The following is a 14,892-nucleotide window of genomic DNA, read 5'->3' as shown; positions in this document are numbered from 1 at the left end:
GAAAAGTCATGAGCAATCTCAGCCGCTTCTCGGTACAGCCGCTCTCGACCATGACGCGGAGGTTGGCCGACGTCGCCTTCGGCAGGCAGGAGCCCGACCTGGTCATTGCCGGGGCGCGCGTGCTGTCGACCTATTCCGAGCGCATCCTGGCGGACCGGGAAGTCTGGATCTCGGGCGGGCGCATCGCCGCGGTGAAGCCCGCCGGCACCTACAAGGGAACCGCCGCCAGGGTCTACCAGACCAAGGGCGGCATCATCGCGCCGGGGCTGGTCGATCCGCATATCCACATCGAATCGTCGATGGTGACGGCCTGCGCCTATGCCGAGGCCGCGCTGCTCAACGGGACCACGACCATCTTCTGCGACAGCCACGAGATCGGCAACGTGATGGACGTAGCCGGCGTCGAGGCGATGCTGGAGGATGCCCGCCAGGCGCCGCTGTCGATCTTCCTGACGGTGCCCAGCACGGTGCCGGCCACCTCGCCGCGGCTCGAAACGGCCGGCGGCGACCTGACGGCGGAAAAGATCGGCGCGCTGTTCGACAAATGGCCGGAAGCGGTGGCGCTCGGCGAAAAGATGGATTTCGTGCAGGTGGCGATGGGCGACGAGCGCAGCCATGCGATCCTCGCCGCGGCACTCCAGCGCGGCCGCCCCGTCTCCGGCCACGTTTACGGCCGCGAATTCGTGGCGGCCTATGCCGCCTCCGGCGTGACCGATACGCACGAGGCGATCGACCGCGAGATCGCCGACGACATGTTGGAAGCCGGCATCTGGCTCTTCCTGCGCGGCGGCCCCCCGACGACGCCGTGGCACTCGCTGCCGCAGGCAATCAAGACGATCACCGAGCTCGGCGCCTCGCACAAGCGCGTCGCCGTTTGCACCGACGACCGCGACGCCGACGATTTGCTGCTCTTCGGCCTCGACTGGGTCACGCGCGAGGCGATGAAAGCCGGCATGAAACCGGAACAGGCCTGGGCGATGGGCTCGCTGCACGGTGCCACGCGCTTCGGCATGGAAGGCGAGATCGGGGGCTTGGGCGGCGGTCGGCGCGCCGACCTCGTGCTGCTCGACGATTCCTACAAGCCGGTGAACACCTGGTACGGCGGCGAACTGGTCGTCGAGGACCGCAGGATCACGCCGGTCCTCGACCAAGCGCTGTCGCAGCGTTACCGCTATCCCGAGGCGGCCTACCACACGGTGAAGCTGCCGAAGGCGATCAAGCTCACCCCGGACCTTCCGACCGAAAAGGTCGTGGCGCACACCATACGGACCGAGCTGCCGGGCATCACGCTCGGCCACGAGCGGATCGCGCTCGAGCCGGCGAACGACTGGCAGACGCATTTCGACCGGCACGGGCTCTGCTTCGTGACCGTGGTGGAACGGCATGGCAAGTCCGCCGGCAATGTCGCGCACGGGCTGCTCAGCAACTTCGCGCTGAAGCGCGGCGCGGTCGCATCCTCGGTCGGGCATGACAGCCACAACATCATCGTCGCGGGCGTCAACGAGGCCGACATGCAAGTCGCGCTGCGCGCGGTCGAGGAGAAGCAGGGCGGCGTCTGCGTGGTCCATGACGGCAAGGTGACCGCGATGGTCGACCTGCCGATCGCCGGGCTTCTGTCGGACAAGCGCGTCACCGAGGTCGCGGAGGAGATGAAAGTGCTGAAGCGCGAATGGGAAGCCGCCGGCTGCTCCATCCCCTATATGGGCTTCAACCTCATCCCGCTCTCCGTGATCCCGGAGATACGCATCACCGACAAAGGCCTCGTGCTGGTGCCGGAGATGGAAATCGTGCCGGCCTTCGAGGCGGCCTGAGTGGATCCCTATCGACTCGGCCTCGTCTCACCGCGTATCCACTATTTCCAGCTGGTGGCGCGGCTGGGCTCGGTGCGGCAGACCGCGCAGGTGCTCAACGTCGCGCCGTCCTCCATAAGCCGCCTCATCAAGGCGCTGGAGGACGAGATTGGCACGCCGTTGTTCGAGCGGGTGCGGCAACGCCTGAAGCTGACCAGCGCGGGTGAGCTGCTGCTCTACCACGCCAAGGTGAGCACCTCCGAGCTTGGCCGAGCCTGGTCGGAGATCAACGACCTGCGCGGCCTCAACCGCGGCGGCGTCTCCGTGACCGTGGTCGAGAGCGTCGCGCGCGGCCTCATGCCGGCCGCGCTGAAGGCGTTCTGGGAGCGTCACCCGCTGATCACGGTGGACGTGCGGGTCGCAGGGTCGCAGCAGGCGTGCGATGCCGTGGCGGAGGGCGACTGCCAGCTTGCGCTCGCCTTCGACGTGCAGGTGCCGCGCAGCGTGCGCAAGATCGCGGCAGCCACGCTGCCGCTCGGCGTGGTCGCGCATCCGGACAGCCGCTTCGCCGGCCGCAAAGAGCTGAAGCTGTTCGACCTTTCCGGCGAGCGCGTGATCCTGTCGGACGGCAGCCTGGCGCTGGGGCTTTCGGTGGAGGAGGCTATCAGCCGCTCGATCATCGATCTGACACGGCGGTCTCGAACCAATTCGATCGGACTGATGATCGAGCTGGCCAAGCTCAATCTCGGCACAGTGCTGCAGACGCGCATCGGCGTCGAGGCGGAGGTTGCCGACGGGACGCTGATCTTCGTCCCGCTGCATGATGCCAAGATACCGCCGCGCCGGCTGATGCTGCTCACTCGGCCGGAGCGCGAGATGTCGGACGCGGCCTCCGCCTTCGCCACGCAACTGGCGCAGACGGTGGAGCGGCTCGGAAACGGTCGATGACCACCGCCGCCAGTTGTTGCGTTCTTCGCATCATGTCGCGGCTTCCTTTTGCACTATTCGGAACATCTCCTTTTCTGCGAACCTGCGCCGGCAGGAGAGAATTCGCATGAAGAAAAGCGCGGTGGACGCCGTCATTCGCGGTCTGAAAAGAGCAGGAGTGTCGATCGTCTGCTACCTGCCGGATTCGCTGTTCAAGGAACTCTATCCTGCGCTCGACGCCGATCCCGACATCAGGACGATTCGCGTCACCAACGAGGGCGAGGGCGCGGCCATCTGCGGCGGCGTGTTCCTGTCGGGCAAGCGGGCCGCGCTGGTGATGGAGAACTCGGGACTCAGGGCCTCGGTCGAGCCGCTGGCGCGCATGGGCCTGGGCGCCGGCATCCCGGTCGTCATGCTGATGAGCTACCGCGGCGAGCTCGGCGAGAACAACTGGTGGGCCATCCCCCACGGCATCACCATGGAGCCGGTGCTGGACGCGTTGCGCATCCCCTACCGCGTGGTGCGCGAGGAGGAAAAGATCGAACGGGCGATCGCAGACGCCTACTCCTGGTCCTACGCGTCCTACTACCATTCGGCGGTGGCGCTCGGCGGCGAGGTGGTGCGATGAAACGCTTCGACTGCATGAAGGCGCTCGCTGCCCGGCTGAAGGACGAGCTGGTGATCCTGTCGCTCGGCGGCAGCGTCGACGAATGGTACAACGCCGCGCCGCACATGCGCGAGGCGAGCCTCTTCCAGCAGCAGCTCGGCTGCGTGACGCCCCAGGCCTTCGGGCTGGCGGCCGGCCTGCCGCACCGGCGCATCGTCTCGCTCGACACCGACGGCGGCCTGCTCTTCAATCTCGGCATCCTCGCCACGCTCGGCAATGAGCAGCCGAAGAACCTGCTGGTCGTCGTCTGGGACAACGAGCAGTATTTGTCGATCGGCGGCCCGCCAACCCACACCGCCTTCGGCCGCGTGGACCTCGCCGCGATCGCTCGCGGCGCCGGGGTCGAGGACGCCTATCTGGTGCGCACGCTGGACGAGTTCGACGCCCACTGCAAGGCGGGGTTGGCCGCACAGAAGCCGTACATCGTCGTCGCCAAGGTGTCGGGCACGGTGCAGCCCGACATCAGGCGCAAGCACAGCGACGGCCGCGAGGACAAATACATCTTCGTGCGCCACGTCGAGGCGACGGAAGGCATAACCATCATGGGTCCGAGCGAGCACAACTGAAATCGGCCCATGATCGCTTCCGCCCCCGCCATTCCCGCCAAGCCGCTCAAACCTTCCTACGACGTGATCGTGGTCGGCGCGGGCTCCGGCGGCGCAGCGGTGACACGGCAGCTGGTGGACGCAGGCGCCGAGGTGCTGCTGATCGAGGCGGGCCCGGCCGGCATCGGCATCACCCAGATCGACGATCCGGCGCAATGGGTGCCGCTCGGGCGCGGCGCCTATGACTGGGGCTACGACTACGCACCCACGCCCCACGTCAACGGCCGCACCATCGGCATCCCGCGCGGCAAGGTGCTGGGCGGCTCCAGCGCCATCAACGCGATGATGTGGTATCGCGGCCATCCGCGCGACTATGATGCCTGGGAAGACGCCGGCGCGAAGGGCTGGAGCTTCGCCGACTGCCTGCCCTACTTCCGCCGCTGCGAGGACTGGCAGGACGGCGCCAGCGAATGGCGCGGCGCGGGCGGACCGCTGCGCATCGAGCGCGCGGCCGAAATGCATCCCGTGGCTCAGGCGCTCATCGACGGCGCGGCGGAGCTGGGCATCCCTGTCATCGACGATCCCAACGGTCCCGACAACGAGGGCGCCGCGCCCGCCAACTTCAACATCGCCGGCGGCCGGCGCTGGAGCGCCGTGCAGGGCTACCTGCTGCCGATCCTCGACCGTCCGCGCCTCACCGTCCTGGCCGAATCGCTGGCCGTCGGGCTGACGGTGGAGAACGGCCGGTGCGCCGGGGTGCGCCATCTCGTCGGCGGCGCGGAGCGGGAAACCCGTGCGCGGGAACATGTCGTGCTGGCGCTGGGTGCCATCGACACCCCGCGCCTGCTGATGCTCGCCGGCATCGGCGACCCGGCCGAACTCGGCAGGCTCGGCATCCCAACCGTTCACGCGCTTCCCGGCGTCGGCCGCAACCTCCAGGATCATCCGCTGGCGCAAGCCTGCGTCTTCCGGGCGAAACGGCCGCTCGGGCCGGTGACCGGCAATGGCGGCGGATCGATGGTGAACTGGAAATCGCTGCCGGACCTGCCGCAGGCCGACCTCCACGCCTTCCCGGTGCAGGGCAACAGCGCCGAGCCGGCGATCCGCGCTCGCTACGAGATTTCGGGCGACGTCTTCTCCTTCGGCGCGGGCGTGATGCGCTCGAAGAGCGTCGGCCATCTGCGGCTGCTGGAAGCCCGGCCGGGCGGCGCGCTGGAGATCCAGCCCAACTTCCTCGCCGAGCTTGAGGATCTGGAGGCGATGGTCACGGCGGTCGAGGCCGTCATCGAGATGGCGGCCGCGCGCGCCAACGCGCATGTCTTCGCCGGCTTCGCCGCGCCCGACCGGCGGCTGTCGCGAAAGGAGACGGTTGCCTTCGTCCGCGACGCCTGCTCGACCTTCTTCCACACTTGCGGCACCTGCCGCATGGGCGAGGACGAGGAGGCCGTGGTCGACAGCCGCCTCGCGGTGCGCGGCATCGGCGGACTCACCGTCGCCGATGCGTCGGTGATCCCGATCATACCGAGCTGCAACACCCATGCGCCGGCAACGATGATTGGGGAACGCGCGGCCGACTTCATCCTGCAGGCGGCTTGAAACTTGCCTGGCTGTGGGACGAGGGACGAACGTATGAGGGGAACGTAGTGAGTGAAAGCATGATCCTGGCAGGCGACCATCTGCTCACCATGGACGCAACCAACAGCGTCATCGCCGACGGCGCCGTGCTGATCGAGGACGGCCGCATCGCCGCGGTCGGCAAGCTGCGGGAGATCGCGGCCGACAACCCGTCGGCGCCGGTGAAAAAGATCGCCGACAGCGTGCTGATGCCTGGCATCGTCAACGCGCATGCGCATTCCGGCTTCCTGCGCGGCACCGCCGAGCACCTGCCGGTCTGGGACTGGCTGACGCTGCACATCAACCCGATGCACAGGGTGCTGCAGCCGCACGAGGCGGAAGCCGCCTCGTGGCTATGCTACGCCGAATCCGTGCTCGGCGGCACGACCACGGTCGTCGATATGTGGCGCTTCATGGAGGGCAGCGCCAAGGCGGCGGAAGCGATCGGCAACCGGCTCGTCGCCGTGCCCTATGTCGGCGAGCATCCGGACTACAACTATTTCGACACGCTCGACATGAACGAGGCGATGATCGAGACGTGGCATCGCAAGGCCGGCGGCCGCGTCAACGTATGGATCGGTCTCGAGCATCTCTTCTATGCCGACGAGGCTGGGCAACGCCGCGCCGTGGAGCTGGCGAAGAAGCACGGCACAGGCTTCCACACCCATTGCAGCGAAGCCCAGATCGAGCTCGCCGAATTCGAGAGACGCTACGGCAAGCGGCCGATGTACGTGCTCGACGATCTCGGCTTCTTCGAAACGCCGCTCGCCATGATCGCGCATGGCGTATGGCTCGATTCCGGCGAGATCGAATTCATCGCGAAGCGTCGCGTGTCGGTCGCGCACAACCCCGTCTCCAACATGAAGCTCGCCAGCGGCATCGCGCTGGTCGGCGAGATGCTGGCCGCCGGCGTTGCGGTCGGCATCGGCACGGACGGCGAGAAGGAGAACAACAATTTCGACATGTTCGAGGAGATGAAGGTCGCCTCGTTGCTCGGCAAGCTCAAGGACCTCGACGCCGCCGCCATGGACAGCTGGCAGGTGCTGCGCATGGCGACGATCACCGGGGCAAAGGCGATCGGGCTCGACCGCGAGATCGGCTCGATCGAGCCCGGCAAACGCGCCGACATCATCGCGGTCCGCACCGACACGCCGCGCATGACGCCCCTCTACGGCGAAGGCCCCTACTTCAACCTGCAGCACAATCTGGTCCATGCCGTGCGCGGCAGCGACGTGGCTATGACGATGATCGACGGCCAGATCATTGTCGAGGACGGCGAGCTCAAGACCGCCGATCTGGGTGAGATCATCGCGGAAGTCCGCAAGGTGGCGCCCGGCCTCTTTGCCCGGCGCGCGGCCTTCCTCGCCGAGAATGCCGGCGGCATCCGGCAATGGACCGACTGAACGGAGCGGAGCCATGAAGACGACCGACAGGGCGGCGCTCGACGAATGGTACGCGGTGGCGACCGCCGTGGAACTCGGACAAGCTCCGGTCGTGACGCGCCTGCTCGGCCAGGACATCGAGCTCTGCCGCGACGAGGCCGGAGCGCCGGTCATCCGTGAAATCTTGGACGACGGCGGAAGAAGCCGCGCCCTGCCCGCGCAGGAGCGCTATGGCTGCATTTGGACGACGCTCGGCCTGCCCAACAAGGACATCTTCGACATCGCCGAAAGCCATGAGGCGGACCGCCGCTTCGTGCCCTGCGGCTGGGTCAGGATGCGCGCCTCCGGCCTGCGCGTCGTGGAAAATTTCCTCGACATGGCGCATTTCCCCTTCGTGCACACAGACATCCTCGGCTCGGAGCCGCACACCGAGGTGCCGCGCTATCTGAGCGAGATCCGCCGCGACGTGGACGAGGTCTGGGCCACCAACTGCACCTTCTTCCAGCCGCGCATCGCGGCGACGGAAAGCTCAGGCGACTTCGTGCACCTCACCTACCGCGTGCCAAGCCCCTTCGTGGTGATGCTCTACCGCGTCTGCCCCAGCGCGCCGGACCGCCTCGATGCCATCGCCCTCTTCATCCAGCCGATCGAGGAGGATCTCTGCCGCGCGCAGCCTGTCATGTACCTCGTCGACGCGACCTCGACCGACACGGCGCTGCTCAATTTCGAGCAGGTGATCTTCCTGCAGGACCGGATCATCGTCGAGAACCAGCGCCCCCTCCTGCTGCCGCTCGAACCGCGCCTGGAGATCCCGACGCGGGCGGACGGCTCTTCCGTCGCCTATCGCCGCTGGCTCAAGGAGAAGGGCCTGCGGTTCGGAACGACGGGAGCGCACTGACCGTGCAGGTGCTTCGCCCGGCATCGATCGCCGACGTGCTGGCCATGCTTGCCGGCGGCGATGCGAGACTGGTCGCCGGCGGAACCGCGCTCCAGCTGGAGTGGGCGAAAGGCCTGCCGAAGCCGCGCAGGCTCGTCGACATCGGCCAGATCGGCGGATTGAGTGGGGTTGCCCTTGGCGACAATGGGCTCCGGATCGGCGCACTCACGACGCTGGGCGCTCTGGAGCGGGACAGGACCGTGCGCGAAGAGCTGCCATTGCTCGCCGCGGCACTCCGCGCGACCGCAGGCCCGGCGGTACGCAATCTGGCGACGGTCGGCGGCAACGTTGCCGGCCGAACCGGCTGCCTGTTCCCTGCCCTGTTCGCACTCGACGCCCGTGTCGAAAGCTCCTCCGTGGTAGGACGCCGGACCTTGCCGCTTTCCGAATGGCTGCGTCAGGAGCCCGGCGGCGAGATCATCGAAGCGATCACGGTCCCGGTGCCCGATGCACATGTCCGCTGGACGCATCGCAAAATCGGTCTTCGCGCCGCCTTCACGCCGAGCGTGATCGGCGCCGCCGGCATGATCGAGATCGTCGACGGCCGTGTCGCAGCCGCACGCCTGGCCGTCGGCGGAGGCATGGTGACGCCGGCCCGGCTCGGCGGAGCCGAGGCCCTGCTCGTCGGCCAGCCGTTTCCCGGCGTCGACTGGAACGCATTGCGGGCGGCGATCGAGGGCGAGATCGTCGCGCCGGACGATGCCTTCCGTTCCGCTCGCTATCGCCGCAAGGTTGCTGCCAACGCCCTTGTGCATGGGCTGGGTGGCGGCAAAACTGACGCGCAACCCTCCAGGCCCTCCACTCCGGCTGCCCGCCCCGCCACGCCGCCGGCCGGCGAAATCCGGCTGACGCGCTCCACCGCCGGAGAACGCTGGCACATACGCCCAGACGGGCCGGCCAAAATCGAGGGCAAGCTGAGATACCTGACCGACCATCGCCAGCCGGGCATGCTGGTGGGTCGGATCTTGCGCGCCGCCATTCCCCACGCGAGGATTCTCTTAATCGACACAAGCGCGGCTGATGCCTTGCCCGGCGTCGCGGCAGTCGTCACGTATCGTGACATCGCCGGAAGCAACGCCTTCGGCATTGTCGTGCAAGACCAGCCGGCGCTCTGCTTCGACAAGATCCGCTATGTCGGGGATGCCGTCGCAGCGGTGGCGGCAGTCGATGCCGAGACCGCCGAGCGCGCGCTCGGCCTCATCCAGGTGCGCTATGCGCCGCTGCCCGTCGTCTCCGATCCGGAGCAGGCGCTTTCACCCGACGCCGAGCCCGTGCACGCGGCGGGCAATTTGCAAACCTCCCTCGGCTTCGAACGCGGTGACATCGCCGAGGGTTTTGCCCGCGCCGCCCACATCGTCGAGGCCGTCTACGAAACGCCGCGCCAGATGCACGGTTTCATGGAGACCGAAGGCGGCCATGCCTTCGTAGATACGGATGGAACGCTGAATGTCTGTGCCGGCGGCCAGTACGGCCTGCGCGACCGGCTGCAGCTTTCGCGCGTCCTTGGCCTGCCGGAGGAGAAGATCCGCGTCGTGACCAGTCCGACGGGAGGCGCGTTCGGCGGCAAGGACGAGCTGACCGTGCAGCCGGCGCTCGCCTTGCTCGCCCTCAGGACCGGTCGGCCGGTGCGCCTGCAGCTCGACCGCGCCGAATCCGTTCTTGCCGGCGCCAAGCGCAACGCGATGAAGATCCGCATGCGCACGGCCTGCGATGCGGACGGCTTGCTGCTTGCCCAACAGGTGGATGTGATCTCCGACGCCGGCGCCTACGCCTCGCTTGGGCCCGCGGTCCTGGAAACTGCGCTCGAACACGCCTGCGGGCCCTATGTGGTTCGCAATGTTCGCACGTCAAGCAGGCTCGCCTACACCAACAACGGCGTCTGCGGCGCCTTCCGCGGCTTCGGCGCCAACCAAATGGCCTACGCCGTCGAATGCCAGATGGACCGGCTGGCAGCGGAATGCGGACTCGATGTCTTGGAAATCCGCCGCAGGAATATGCGCAAGCCTGGCACGCGCGGCTATCTCGGCCAGGTCGTCGCGCCGTCCGAGCGCCTCGAGGAAATGCTCAAGGCCGCCGCGGCCGACCCGATCTGGCAAAAGCCTCGCGGCCCATCCGATGACGGTTCCGAGATCGTCGGCACCGGCATGGCGATGAACTACCAGGGCAACGGGCTGGGCTCACTGCCGCCCGACCCCGCAGGCGGCGCGTTGCGGCTTGCTGCCGACGGCGCGATCGAGGCGCTCTACGGCTTGGACGAGATGGGCCAAGGCCTGCTGACCTCGATCAGGTCCGCCGTCGCCGCCGCGCTGGGTTGCGGCCGCGACGACATCAGGCCGGTGACCGGCGATACGGGCCGGACCCCGGAATCCGGCTCGACCACGGCGTCGCGCGGCACCTTCGTCGTGTGGAAGGTCGCGGCGAAGACGGCTCCGGCGCTGGCCGAGCGCATCCTCGCTCGCGCGGCCGAACGCCTCGGCCGGGAGCCCGCAACCCTGGCGATTGCACCGGGCGGCATCGTCGAGCGCCATTCGAACAGCGGCGAGCTGCTGCTGAGCTTCGCCGCGCTGGCGGAAGGGCTCGATCCCGAAGAACTGCCTTTCGCGGCAACGAGCTTCGAGTTTCCCAAGTCTGACTATTTCGAGGGCAATGCCCGCATGATCTTCGCCTTCGGCGTGGCGCTGGCGCGGGTGGCCGTCAGCCGCATCACCGGGCAGGTGCGTGTGCTCGATCTCAGCCAGCATACTGCCGCCGGGCCGATCCTCGATCTCGCCGCCTATCTCGGCCAGATCGAAGGCGGCGGGCTGCAGGGCGTCGGCTTCACGCTGACCGAGCACGCCGCCATGCAGAACGGCCGCTATGTCACCGCCAACCTGGACACCTACATGATGCCCAGCATCGCCGACGCGCCCGAATCCGTCGCAACCTACGCGCTCGAGGACCTCGACCCCGGCGACCCGTTCGGGCCGCGCGGCGCCGGCGAGCTCGGCATCGGCGCGGTCACGCCGGCGATCGCCAATGCGGTTGCCGACGCGACCGGCGTCTGGCCGCATGCCGCGCCCTTCGATGCCGAAAGCCTGCTCGACGCGCTGGGGGCGACGGCATGATCGGGATGATTGCGGTCGCCTTTCGCCTCAACGGAGCGGACACGGCGATGCAGGTTCCGCCGGACATGCGCCTCATCGACATGCTGCGCGAGCGGCTGGGCCTGATGGCGGCCAAGAAGGCGTGCGGCATCGGCCGCTGCGGCGCCTGCGCCGTGCTGATGGATGGCCGGCCGGTGAATTCCTGCCTGCTGATGGCATGGCAGATCGTCGGCGCGGACATCCTCACGCCCGAAGGTCTCGACGCCCTGCCCGAGGCGGCCATCATCCGCAGCGCGCTCGCCGAGGAGAACGCCTTCCAGTGCGGCTATTGCGCGCCAGGCTTCACGATCGCCCTGACAGCGCTGCTGCGTGAGCACCTCGACGCCGACGAGCCCGCCATCCGCGCGGCGCTCGAAGGCAACATCTGCCGCTGCACTGGCTATCACTCCATCATCCGTGGAGCGCTCGCCGCCGTCAGGGCAATGGCGGACCGCAGCGCTCCGCAACCGACACACGACTGAGAAACGGAACCCGGGTCATGACCATCGCCATCCGCAACAGCGATCCCACGCACGAGAGCGTGAAGGCCTTTCTCGCGCGACCACGCCTGCAGAACCTGATCGGCGGCCGATGGTACGACGCTTCCGATGGCGCGACCATGCCGGCCACCGATCCCGCCAGCGGACGCCTGCTCGCCAAACTTGCGCAGGGCACCGCGGAGGACGCCGACCGGGCCGTAGCGGCGGCTCGCTGCGCGTTCGAGAGCGATGCCTGGCGCGGCATGACGCCCTCCGCGCGCAGCAAGCTTTTGTGGCGGATCGGCGAGGCGATCGACCGCCAAGCGGACGAGCTTGCCGAGCTCGAGACCCTCGACCAGGGCAAATCGCTGAAGACCGCGCGCTTCGGCGAAATACCGGCAGCCGCCGAGCAGTTCCGCTACTTCGCCGGCTTCGCCACCAAGATCCTTGGCACGACCATTCCCACCTCCATCTCGCACCAGCCGGTGGGCAAGAAGATCTTCGCCTATACGACGCGCGAGCCGATCGGCGTGGTGGCGGCCATCACGCCGTGGAACTCGCCGCTGTTGATGACGGCGATGAAGCTCGCGCCCGCGCTCGCCGCCGGCTGCACCGTGGTGTTGAAGCCGGCGGAGGAGACCTCGCTCACGGCGCTGAGGCTCGGCGAGCTCTTGATCGAGGCCGGCCTGCCGGCCGGCGTCGTCAATATCGTCACCGGCCCTGGCGAGACGGTCGGCGCCGCGCTTGCCGCGCATCCGGGTGTCGACAAGGTCGCCTTCACCGGCTCAACCGAGGTCGGCAAGCTGATCGTCATTGCCGCAAGCGGCAATCTGAAGAAGCTCACGCTCGAGCTCGGCGGCAAGTCGCCGGCCATCGTCATGCCCGATGCCGATATGGAGCTCGCGATCCCCGGCATCGCGCGGGGCATCTTCGCCAATGCCGGCCAGGTCTGCGTCGCCGGCTCGCGCGTCTATGCCCATCGCTCGATCTGCGATCGCCTGATCGAGGGGCTGGCGGCGGAAGCGAAGAAGCTGAGGCTCGGTCACGGGCTCGACCCCGATACCGATCTCGGGCCGCTCGTCAACGCGGTCCAGGCCGAACGCGTCGCGGCTTATGTCGCGGAAGGCGAGCAAGCCGGCGCCGACATCGTTGTCGGCGGAAAGCGAAGAGGCACCTTCTTCGAGCCTACCGTGGTCACAAGCGTCAGGCCGCAGATGCGCATGATGCGCGAGGAGATTTTCGGACCCGTCGTCGCCGTGACGCCGTTCGACGAGCTGGATGAGGCGGTCGCCTTTGCCAATGACTCGCCCTATGGCCTCGCCGCCAGCCTATGGACGCGCGATCTCTCCACCGCGCATCGTCTGTCGGCGCGCATCCGTTCCGGCACCGTATGGATCAACTGCCATTCCTACTTCTCGCCGGAGCTGCCTAAGGGCGGGCACAAGCAGTCCGGTTGGGGCTACGAGAACGGCGCGCCCGGCCTGGAGAACTATCTCGAGACGAAGACGGTGTGCGCCCTGGTCTGACGCGGTGCGTTTGTGCTGGTGCACCGGTTCAGATTCCCAGCCGGGAAAGACGTGGTCCTCGGCACCGGGAACGTTGAGTCATTTCCGGGCCGCACATCATGCGGTCGCGTTCACGAGATGGTCCGATACCGTCGAGATGAACGCGCGAAGACGCTGAAGACGCCGTAGGTCTCGGTGGTATCCCATCCAAATGTCTCGCGCTGGCGGGGGCGTCGGCAGTTCCAGCCTGCGGATACCCGGGATCTGATTGCCGACCACGCGGGGCAGGACAGCGATGCCGACGCCTTGCCTGCACATACGCCCCTGGACGTTGCGGTTGTTCGACCGCAGGACCGGTCTCGCGTTGGGGAAACTCTCGATGAGCCACGCGATGTCAGGGAAATGGCCCGTGGATGTGTCATGGGTGATCAGCCGGAAACCGGTCCCATCGCCATATTTGGGATCAGGCGCCTCCTCGGCGATGTAGACGCCGTATTCGAGCCTGAAGAGCCGCCGCTGAACGACATCGGCAGCGTCGAACGGAACGATGCGAAAAGCGACGTCGGCCTCCCGCTGGGCGAGGTTGAACAGGCGTGTGCCGGTCAGGATCTCGACGTCCACGTTGGGATAGGCTTTCGAGAAATCCGCCAGGATGGGAGGGAGGACATAGGCGCCGAACCAGTCCGCTGACGAAATGCGCAGACTGCCTTTGAGATTCTGCTCCTGCCCCGCAAGCCGGCGCTCCATGGCCAGCGCGCCTTCTTCCATCTGCTCCGCCAGCGCGATGATCCCGTGGCCCTCGTCGGTCAGAACAAGACCGTCCGCAGTCCGCTGGAAAAGCGTGTGACCGATCGCCTGCTCAAGTGCACGAAGGCGCCTGCCGACGGTCGGATGGCTCGTCTGAAGAGAACGCGCGGCGCCGCCGAGCGTGCCGGATCGCGCAATAGCAAGAAAGATTCTGACGTCACTCCATTCCATGAGACCGCCCACACAAAACTGAACGCCGAGAATACATTTATGTCAGTTAAAGAACAAATCTAAGCACCTAGATTCCCGCCATCGGTCGATCGGACCGTCTCTCGTGTAACACCCCATGTCATTTGGAAGGATCGGCAAATGTCCCTCAAATCTCTCTGTCTCGGTGCTGCGGCTCTTGCAGTGCTGTTCGGCGCGCCATCCGCTTTCGCGCAGCCGGCCCAAAATGTGATTTTGGTCCATGGCGCGTTGGTCGATGGCAGCGGCTGGAGGGGCGTTTATGAGCGCCTGGTCGCCAAGGGCTTGAAAGTCACGGTCGTTCAGGAACCGAACACTTCGCTGGCGAATGACGTTCAGGCGGTTCACCGCGCTATCGAGCAGCAAGATGGGCCGGTCGTCCTCGTCGGCCACAGCTATGGTGGTCAGATCATCACCGAAGCCGGCGTCGACCCGAAGGTTTCGGCACTTGTCTATGTCGCGGCCATCGTCCCGGATGTTGGCGAGGGCGTAGGCGATGTGTTTGAGAAGTGGCCGAGTCCGACCGCGGACGCGTTCAAGCCGACTTCTGACGGCTTCCTGCTGTTCGATCCCGCGAAGTTCCGGGCGGGGTTCGCCGCCGACCTGTCCAAGGCCGAGACGGATTTCATGACTGACTCGCAGGTGCCGGTTTCAGCGAAGATCCTCGGAACCAAGACGCAGCACGCAGCCTGGAAGACCAAGCCGAGCTACGGCATCGTGGCCGGGCTGGACATGGCTGTCGGCGCCGAGGCGGAGCGGTCTATGTACAGGCGAGCAAGTGCGAAGGTCACCGAGGTGCCCGGTGCCAGCCATGCGGTTTACATCTCGCATCCACGCGAAGTCGCCGATGTCATCGCCGAAGCGGCAAGCAAATGAAGCCGATGTCCTGATGTTCGGGCTCAGGGCTGCGGAAGTTTCGTGACCCATGCGC

General features: G+C 67.1%; 12 protein-coding genes. 11 read left to right on the top strand and 1 reads right to left on the bottom strand.

The window, feature by feature from the left end; translation table 11 throughout:
* Positions 1-8 precede the first annotated feature (8 nt).
* The 10 genes from E5X34_RS21770 to E5X34_RS21725 all read left to right on the top strand — a co-directional run bounded on the left by E5X34_RS21770 (position 9) and on the right by E5X34_RS21725 (position 12,989).
* Positions 9-1,811: an adenine deaminase C-terminal domain-containing protein gene (locus tag E5X34_RS21770; RefSeq protein ID WP_292568770.1), complete on the top strand. Its 1,803-nt coding sequence runs from the start codon at positions 9-11 to the stop codon at positions 1,809-1,811.
* Positions 1,812-2,738 (top strand): LysR family transcriptional regulator, encoded by a 927-nt coding sequence (locus tag E5X34_RS21765; protein WP_292568768.1) that lies wholly within the window; start codon positions 1,812-1,814, stop codon positions 2,736-2,738.
* A 106-nt stretch (positions 2,739-2,844) separates the two neighbouring features.
* The gene (locus E5X34_RS21760) at positions 2,845-3,345 is read left to right on the top strand and encodes a thiamine pyrophosphate-binding protein (RefSeq protein ID WP_126062439.1); all 501 of its coding nucleotides are present in this window, start codon (positions 2,845-2,847) and stop codon (positions 3,343-3,345) included.
* Positions 3,342-3,950 (top strand): thiamine pyrophosphate-dependent enzyme, encoded by a 609-nt coding sequence (locus E5X34_RS21755; RefSeq protein WP_292568766.1) that lies wholly within the window; start codon positions 3,342-3,344, stop codon positions 3,948-3,950. The genes E5X34_RS21760 and E5X34_RS21755 overlap by 4 nt, the downstream gene beginning before the upstream one ends.
* Before the next feature lie 9 nt (positions 3,951-3,959).
* Entirely contained in the window at positions 3,960-5,525 is a 1,566-nt protein-coding gene (locus tag E5X34_RS21750) for a GMC family oxidoreductase N-terminal domain-containing protein (RefSeq protein WP_292568764.1), read from the top strand.
* A gap of 47 nt (positions 5,526-5,572) precedes the next feature.
* Positions 5,573-6,946, top strand: coding sequence for an amidohydrolase (locus E5X34_RS21745; protein ID WP_292568762.1), 1,374 nt, complete (start codon positions 5,573-5,575; stop codon positions 6,944-6,946).
* A gap of 13 nt (positions 6,947-6,959) precedes the next feature.
* On the top strand, positions 6,960-7,823 hold the full coding sequence (locus E5X34_RS21740; RefSeq protein WP_292568760.1) for an aromatic ring-hydroxylating dioxygenase subunit alpha: 864 nt from the start codon (positions 6,960-6,962) through the stop codon (positions 7,821-7,823).
* A 2-nt stretch (positions 7,824-7,825) separates the two neighbouring features.
* Positions 7,826-10,966 carry a molybdopterin cofactor-binding domain-containing protein gene (locus E5X34_RS21735; protein ID WP_292568758.1) on the top strand — a complete coding sequence of 1,047 codons (3,141 nt, stop codon included), beginning with the start codon at positions 7,826-7,828 and terminating at the stop codon, positions 10,964-10,966.
* A gap of 5 nt (positions 10,967-10,971) precedes the next feature.
* Positions 10,972-11,466 carry a (2Fe-2S)-binding protein gene (locus tag E5X34_RS21730; protein ID WP_292568756.1) on the top strand — a complete coding sequence of 165 codons (495 nt, stop codon included), beginning with the start codon at positions 10,972-10,974 and terminating at the stop codon, positions 11,464-11,466.
* 17 nt (positions 11,467-11,483) lie between these two features.
* On the top strand, positions 11,484-12,989 hold the full coding sequence (locus E5X34_RS21725) for an aldehyde dehydrogenase family protein (protein WP_292568755.1): 1,506 nt from the start codon (positions 11,484-11,486) through the stop codon (positions 12,987-12,989).
* A gap of 96 nt (positions 12,990-13,085) precedes the next feature.
* Here the strand turns inward: E5X34_RS21725 and E5X34_RS21720 are convergent, their stop codons facing one another.
* The gene (locus E5X34_RS21720; protein WP_292568753.1) at positions 13,086-13,946 is read right to left on the bottom strand and encodes a LysR family transcriptional regulator; all 861 of its coding nucleotides are present in this window, start codon (positions 13,944-13,946) and stop codon (positions 13,086-13,088) included.
* A 138-nt stretch (positions 13,947-14,084) separates the two neighbouring features.
* Between E5X34_RS21720 and E5X34_RS21715 the strand changes: the two genes are divergently transcribed.
* On the top strand, positions 14,085-14,837 hold the full coding sequence (locus E5X34_RS21715) for an alpha/beta hydrolase (protein ID WP_292568751.1): 753 nt from the start codon (positions 14,085-14,087) through the stop codon (positions 14,835-14,837).
* The last annotated feature ends 55 nt before the right edge of the window (positions 14,838-14,892 follow it).

This window comes from Mesorhizobium sp., from assembly GCF_004963255.1.
Lineage (GTDB): Bacteria > Pseudomonadota > Alphaproteobacteria > Rhizobiales > Rhizobiaceae > Mesorhizobium.
The sequence above is the reverse complement of the archived record's forward strand: the minus strand, read 5'-3'. Positions and strand labels throughout refer to the sequence as shown.

Excerpts from the sequence above, each read along its gene's own strand:
- E5X34_RS21770 (WP_292568770.1), top strand. The coding sequence starts at position 9 with ATGAGCAATCTCAGCCGCTTCTCGGTACAGCCGCTCTCGACCATGACG.
- E5X34_RS21760 (WP_126062439.1), top strand. The coding sequence starts at position 2,845 with ATGAAGAAAAGCGCGGTGGACGCCGTCATTCGCGGTCTGAAAAGAGCA.
- E5X34_RS21755 (WP_292568766.1), top strand. The coding sequence starts at position 3,342 with ATGAAACGCTTCGACTGCATGAAGGCGCTCGCTGCCCGGCTGAAGGAC.
- E5X34_RS21750 (WP_292568764.1), top strand. The coding sequence starts at position 3,960 with ATGATCGCTTCCGCCCCCGCCATTCCCGCCAAGCCGCTCAAACCTTCC.
- E5X34_RS21740 (WP_292568760.1), top strand. The coding sequence starts at position 6,960 with ATGAAGACGACCGACAGGGCGGCGCTCGACGAATGGTACGCGGTGGCG.
- E5X34_RS21730 (WP_292568756.1), top strand. The coding sequence starts at position 10,972 with ATGATTGCGGTCGCCTTTCGCCTCAACGGAGCGGACACGGCGATGCAG.
- E5X34_RS21725 (WP_292568755.1), top strand. The coding sequence starts at position 11,484 with ATGACCATCGCCATCCGCAACAGCGATCCCACGCACGAGAGCGTGAAG.
- E5X34_RS21720 (WP_292568753.1), bottom strand. The coding sequence starts at position 13,946 with ATGGAATGGAGTGACGTCAGAATCTTTCTTGCTATTGCGCGATCCGGC.
- E5X34_RS21715 (WP_292568751.1), top strand. The coding sequence starts at position 14,085 with ATGTCCCTCAAATCTCTCTGTCTCGGTGCTGCGGCTCTTGCAGTGCTG.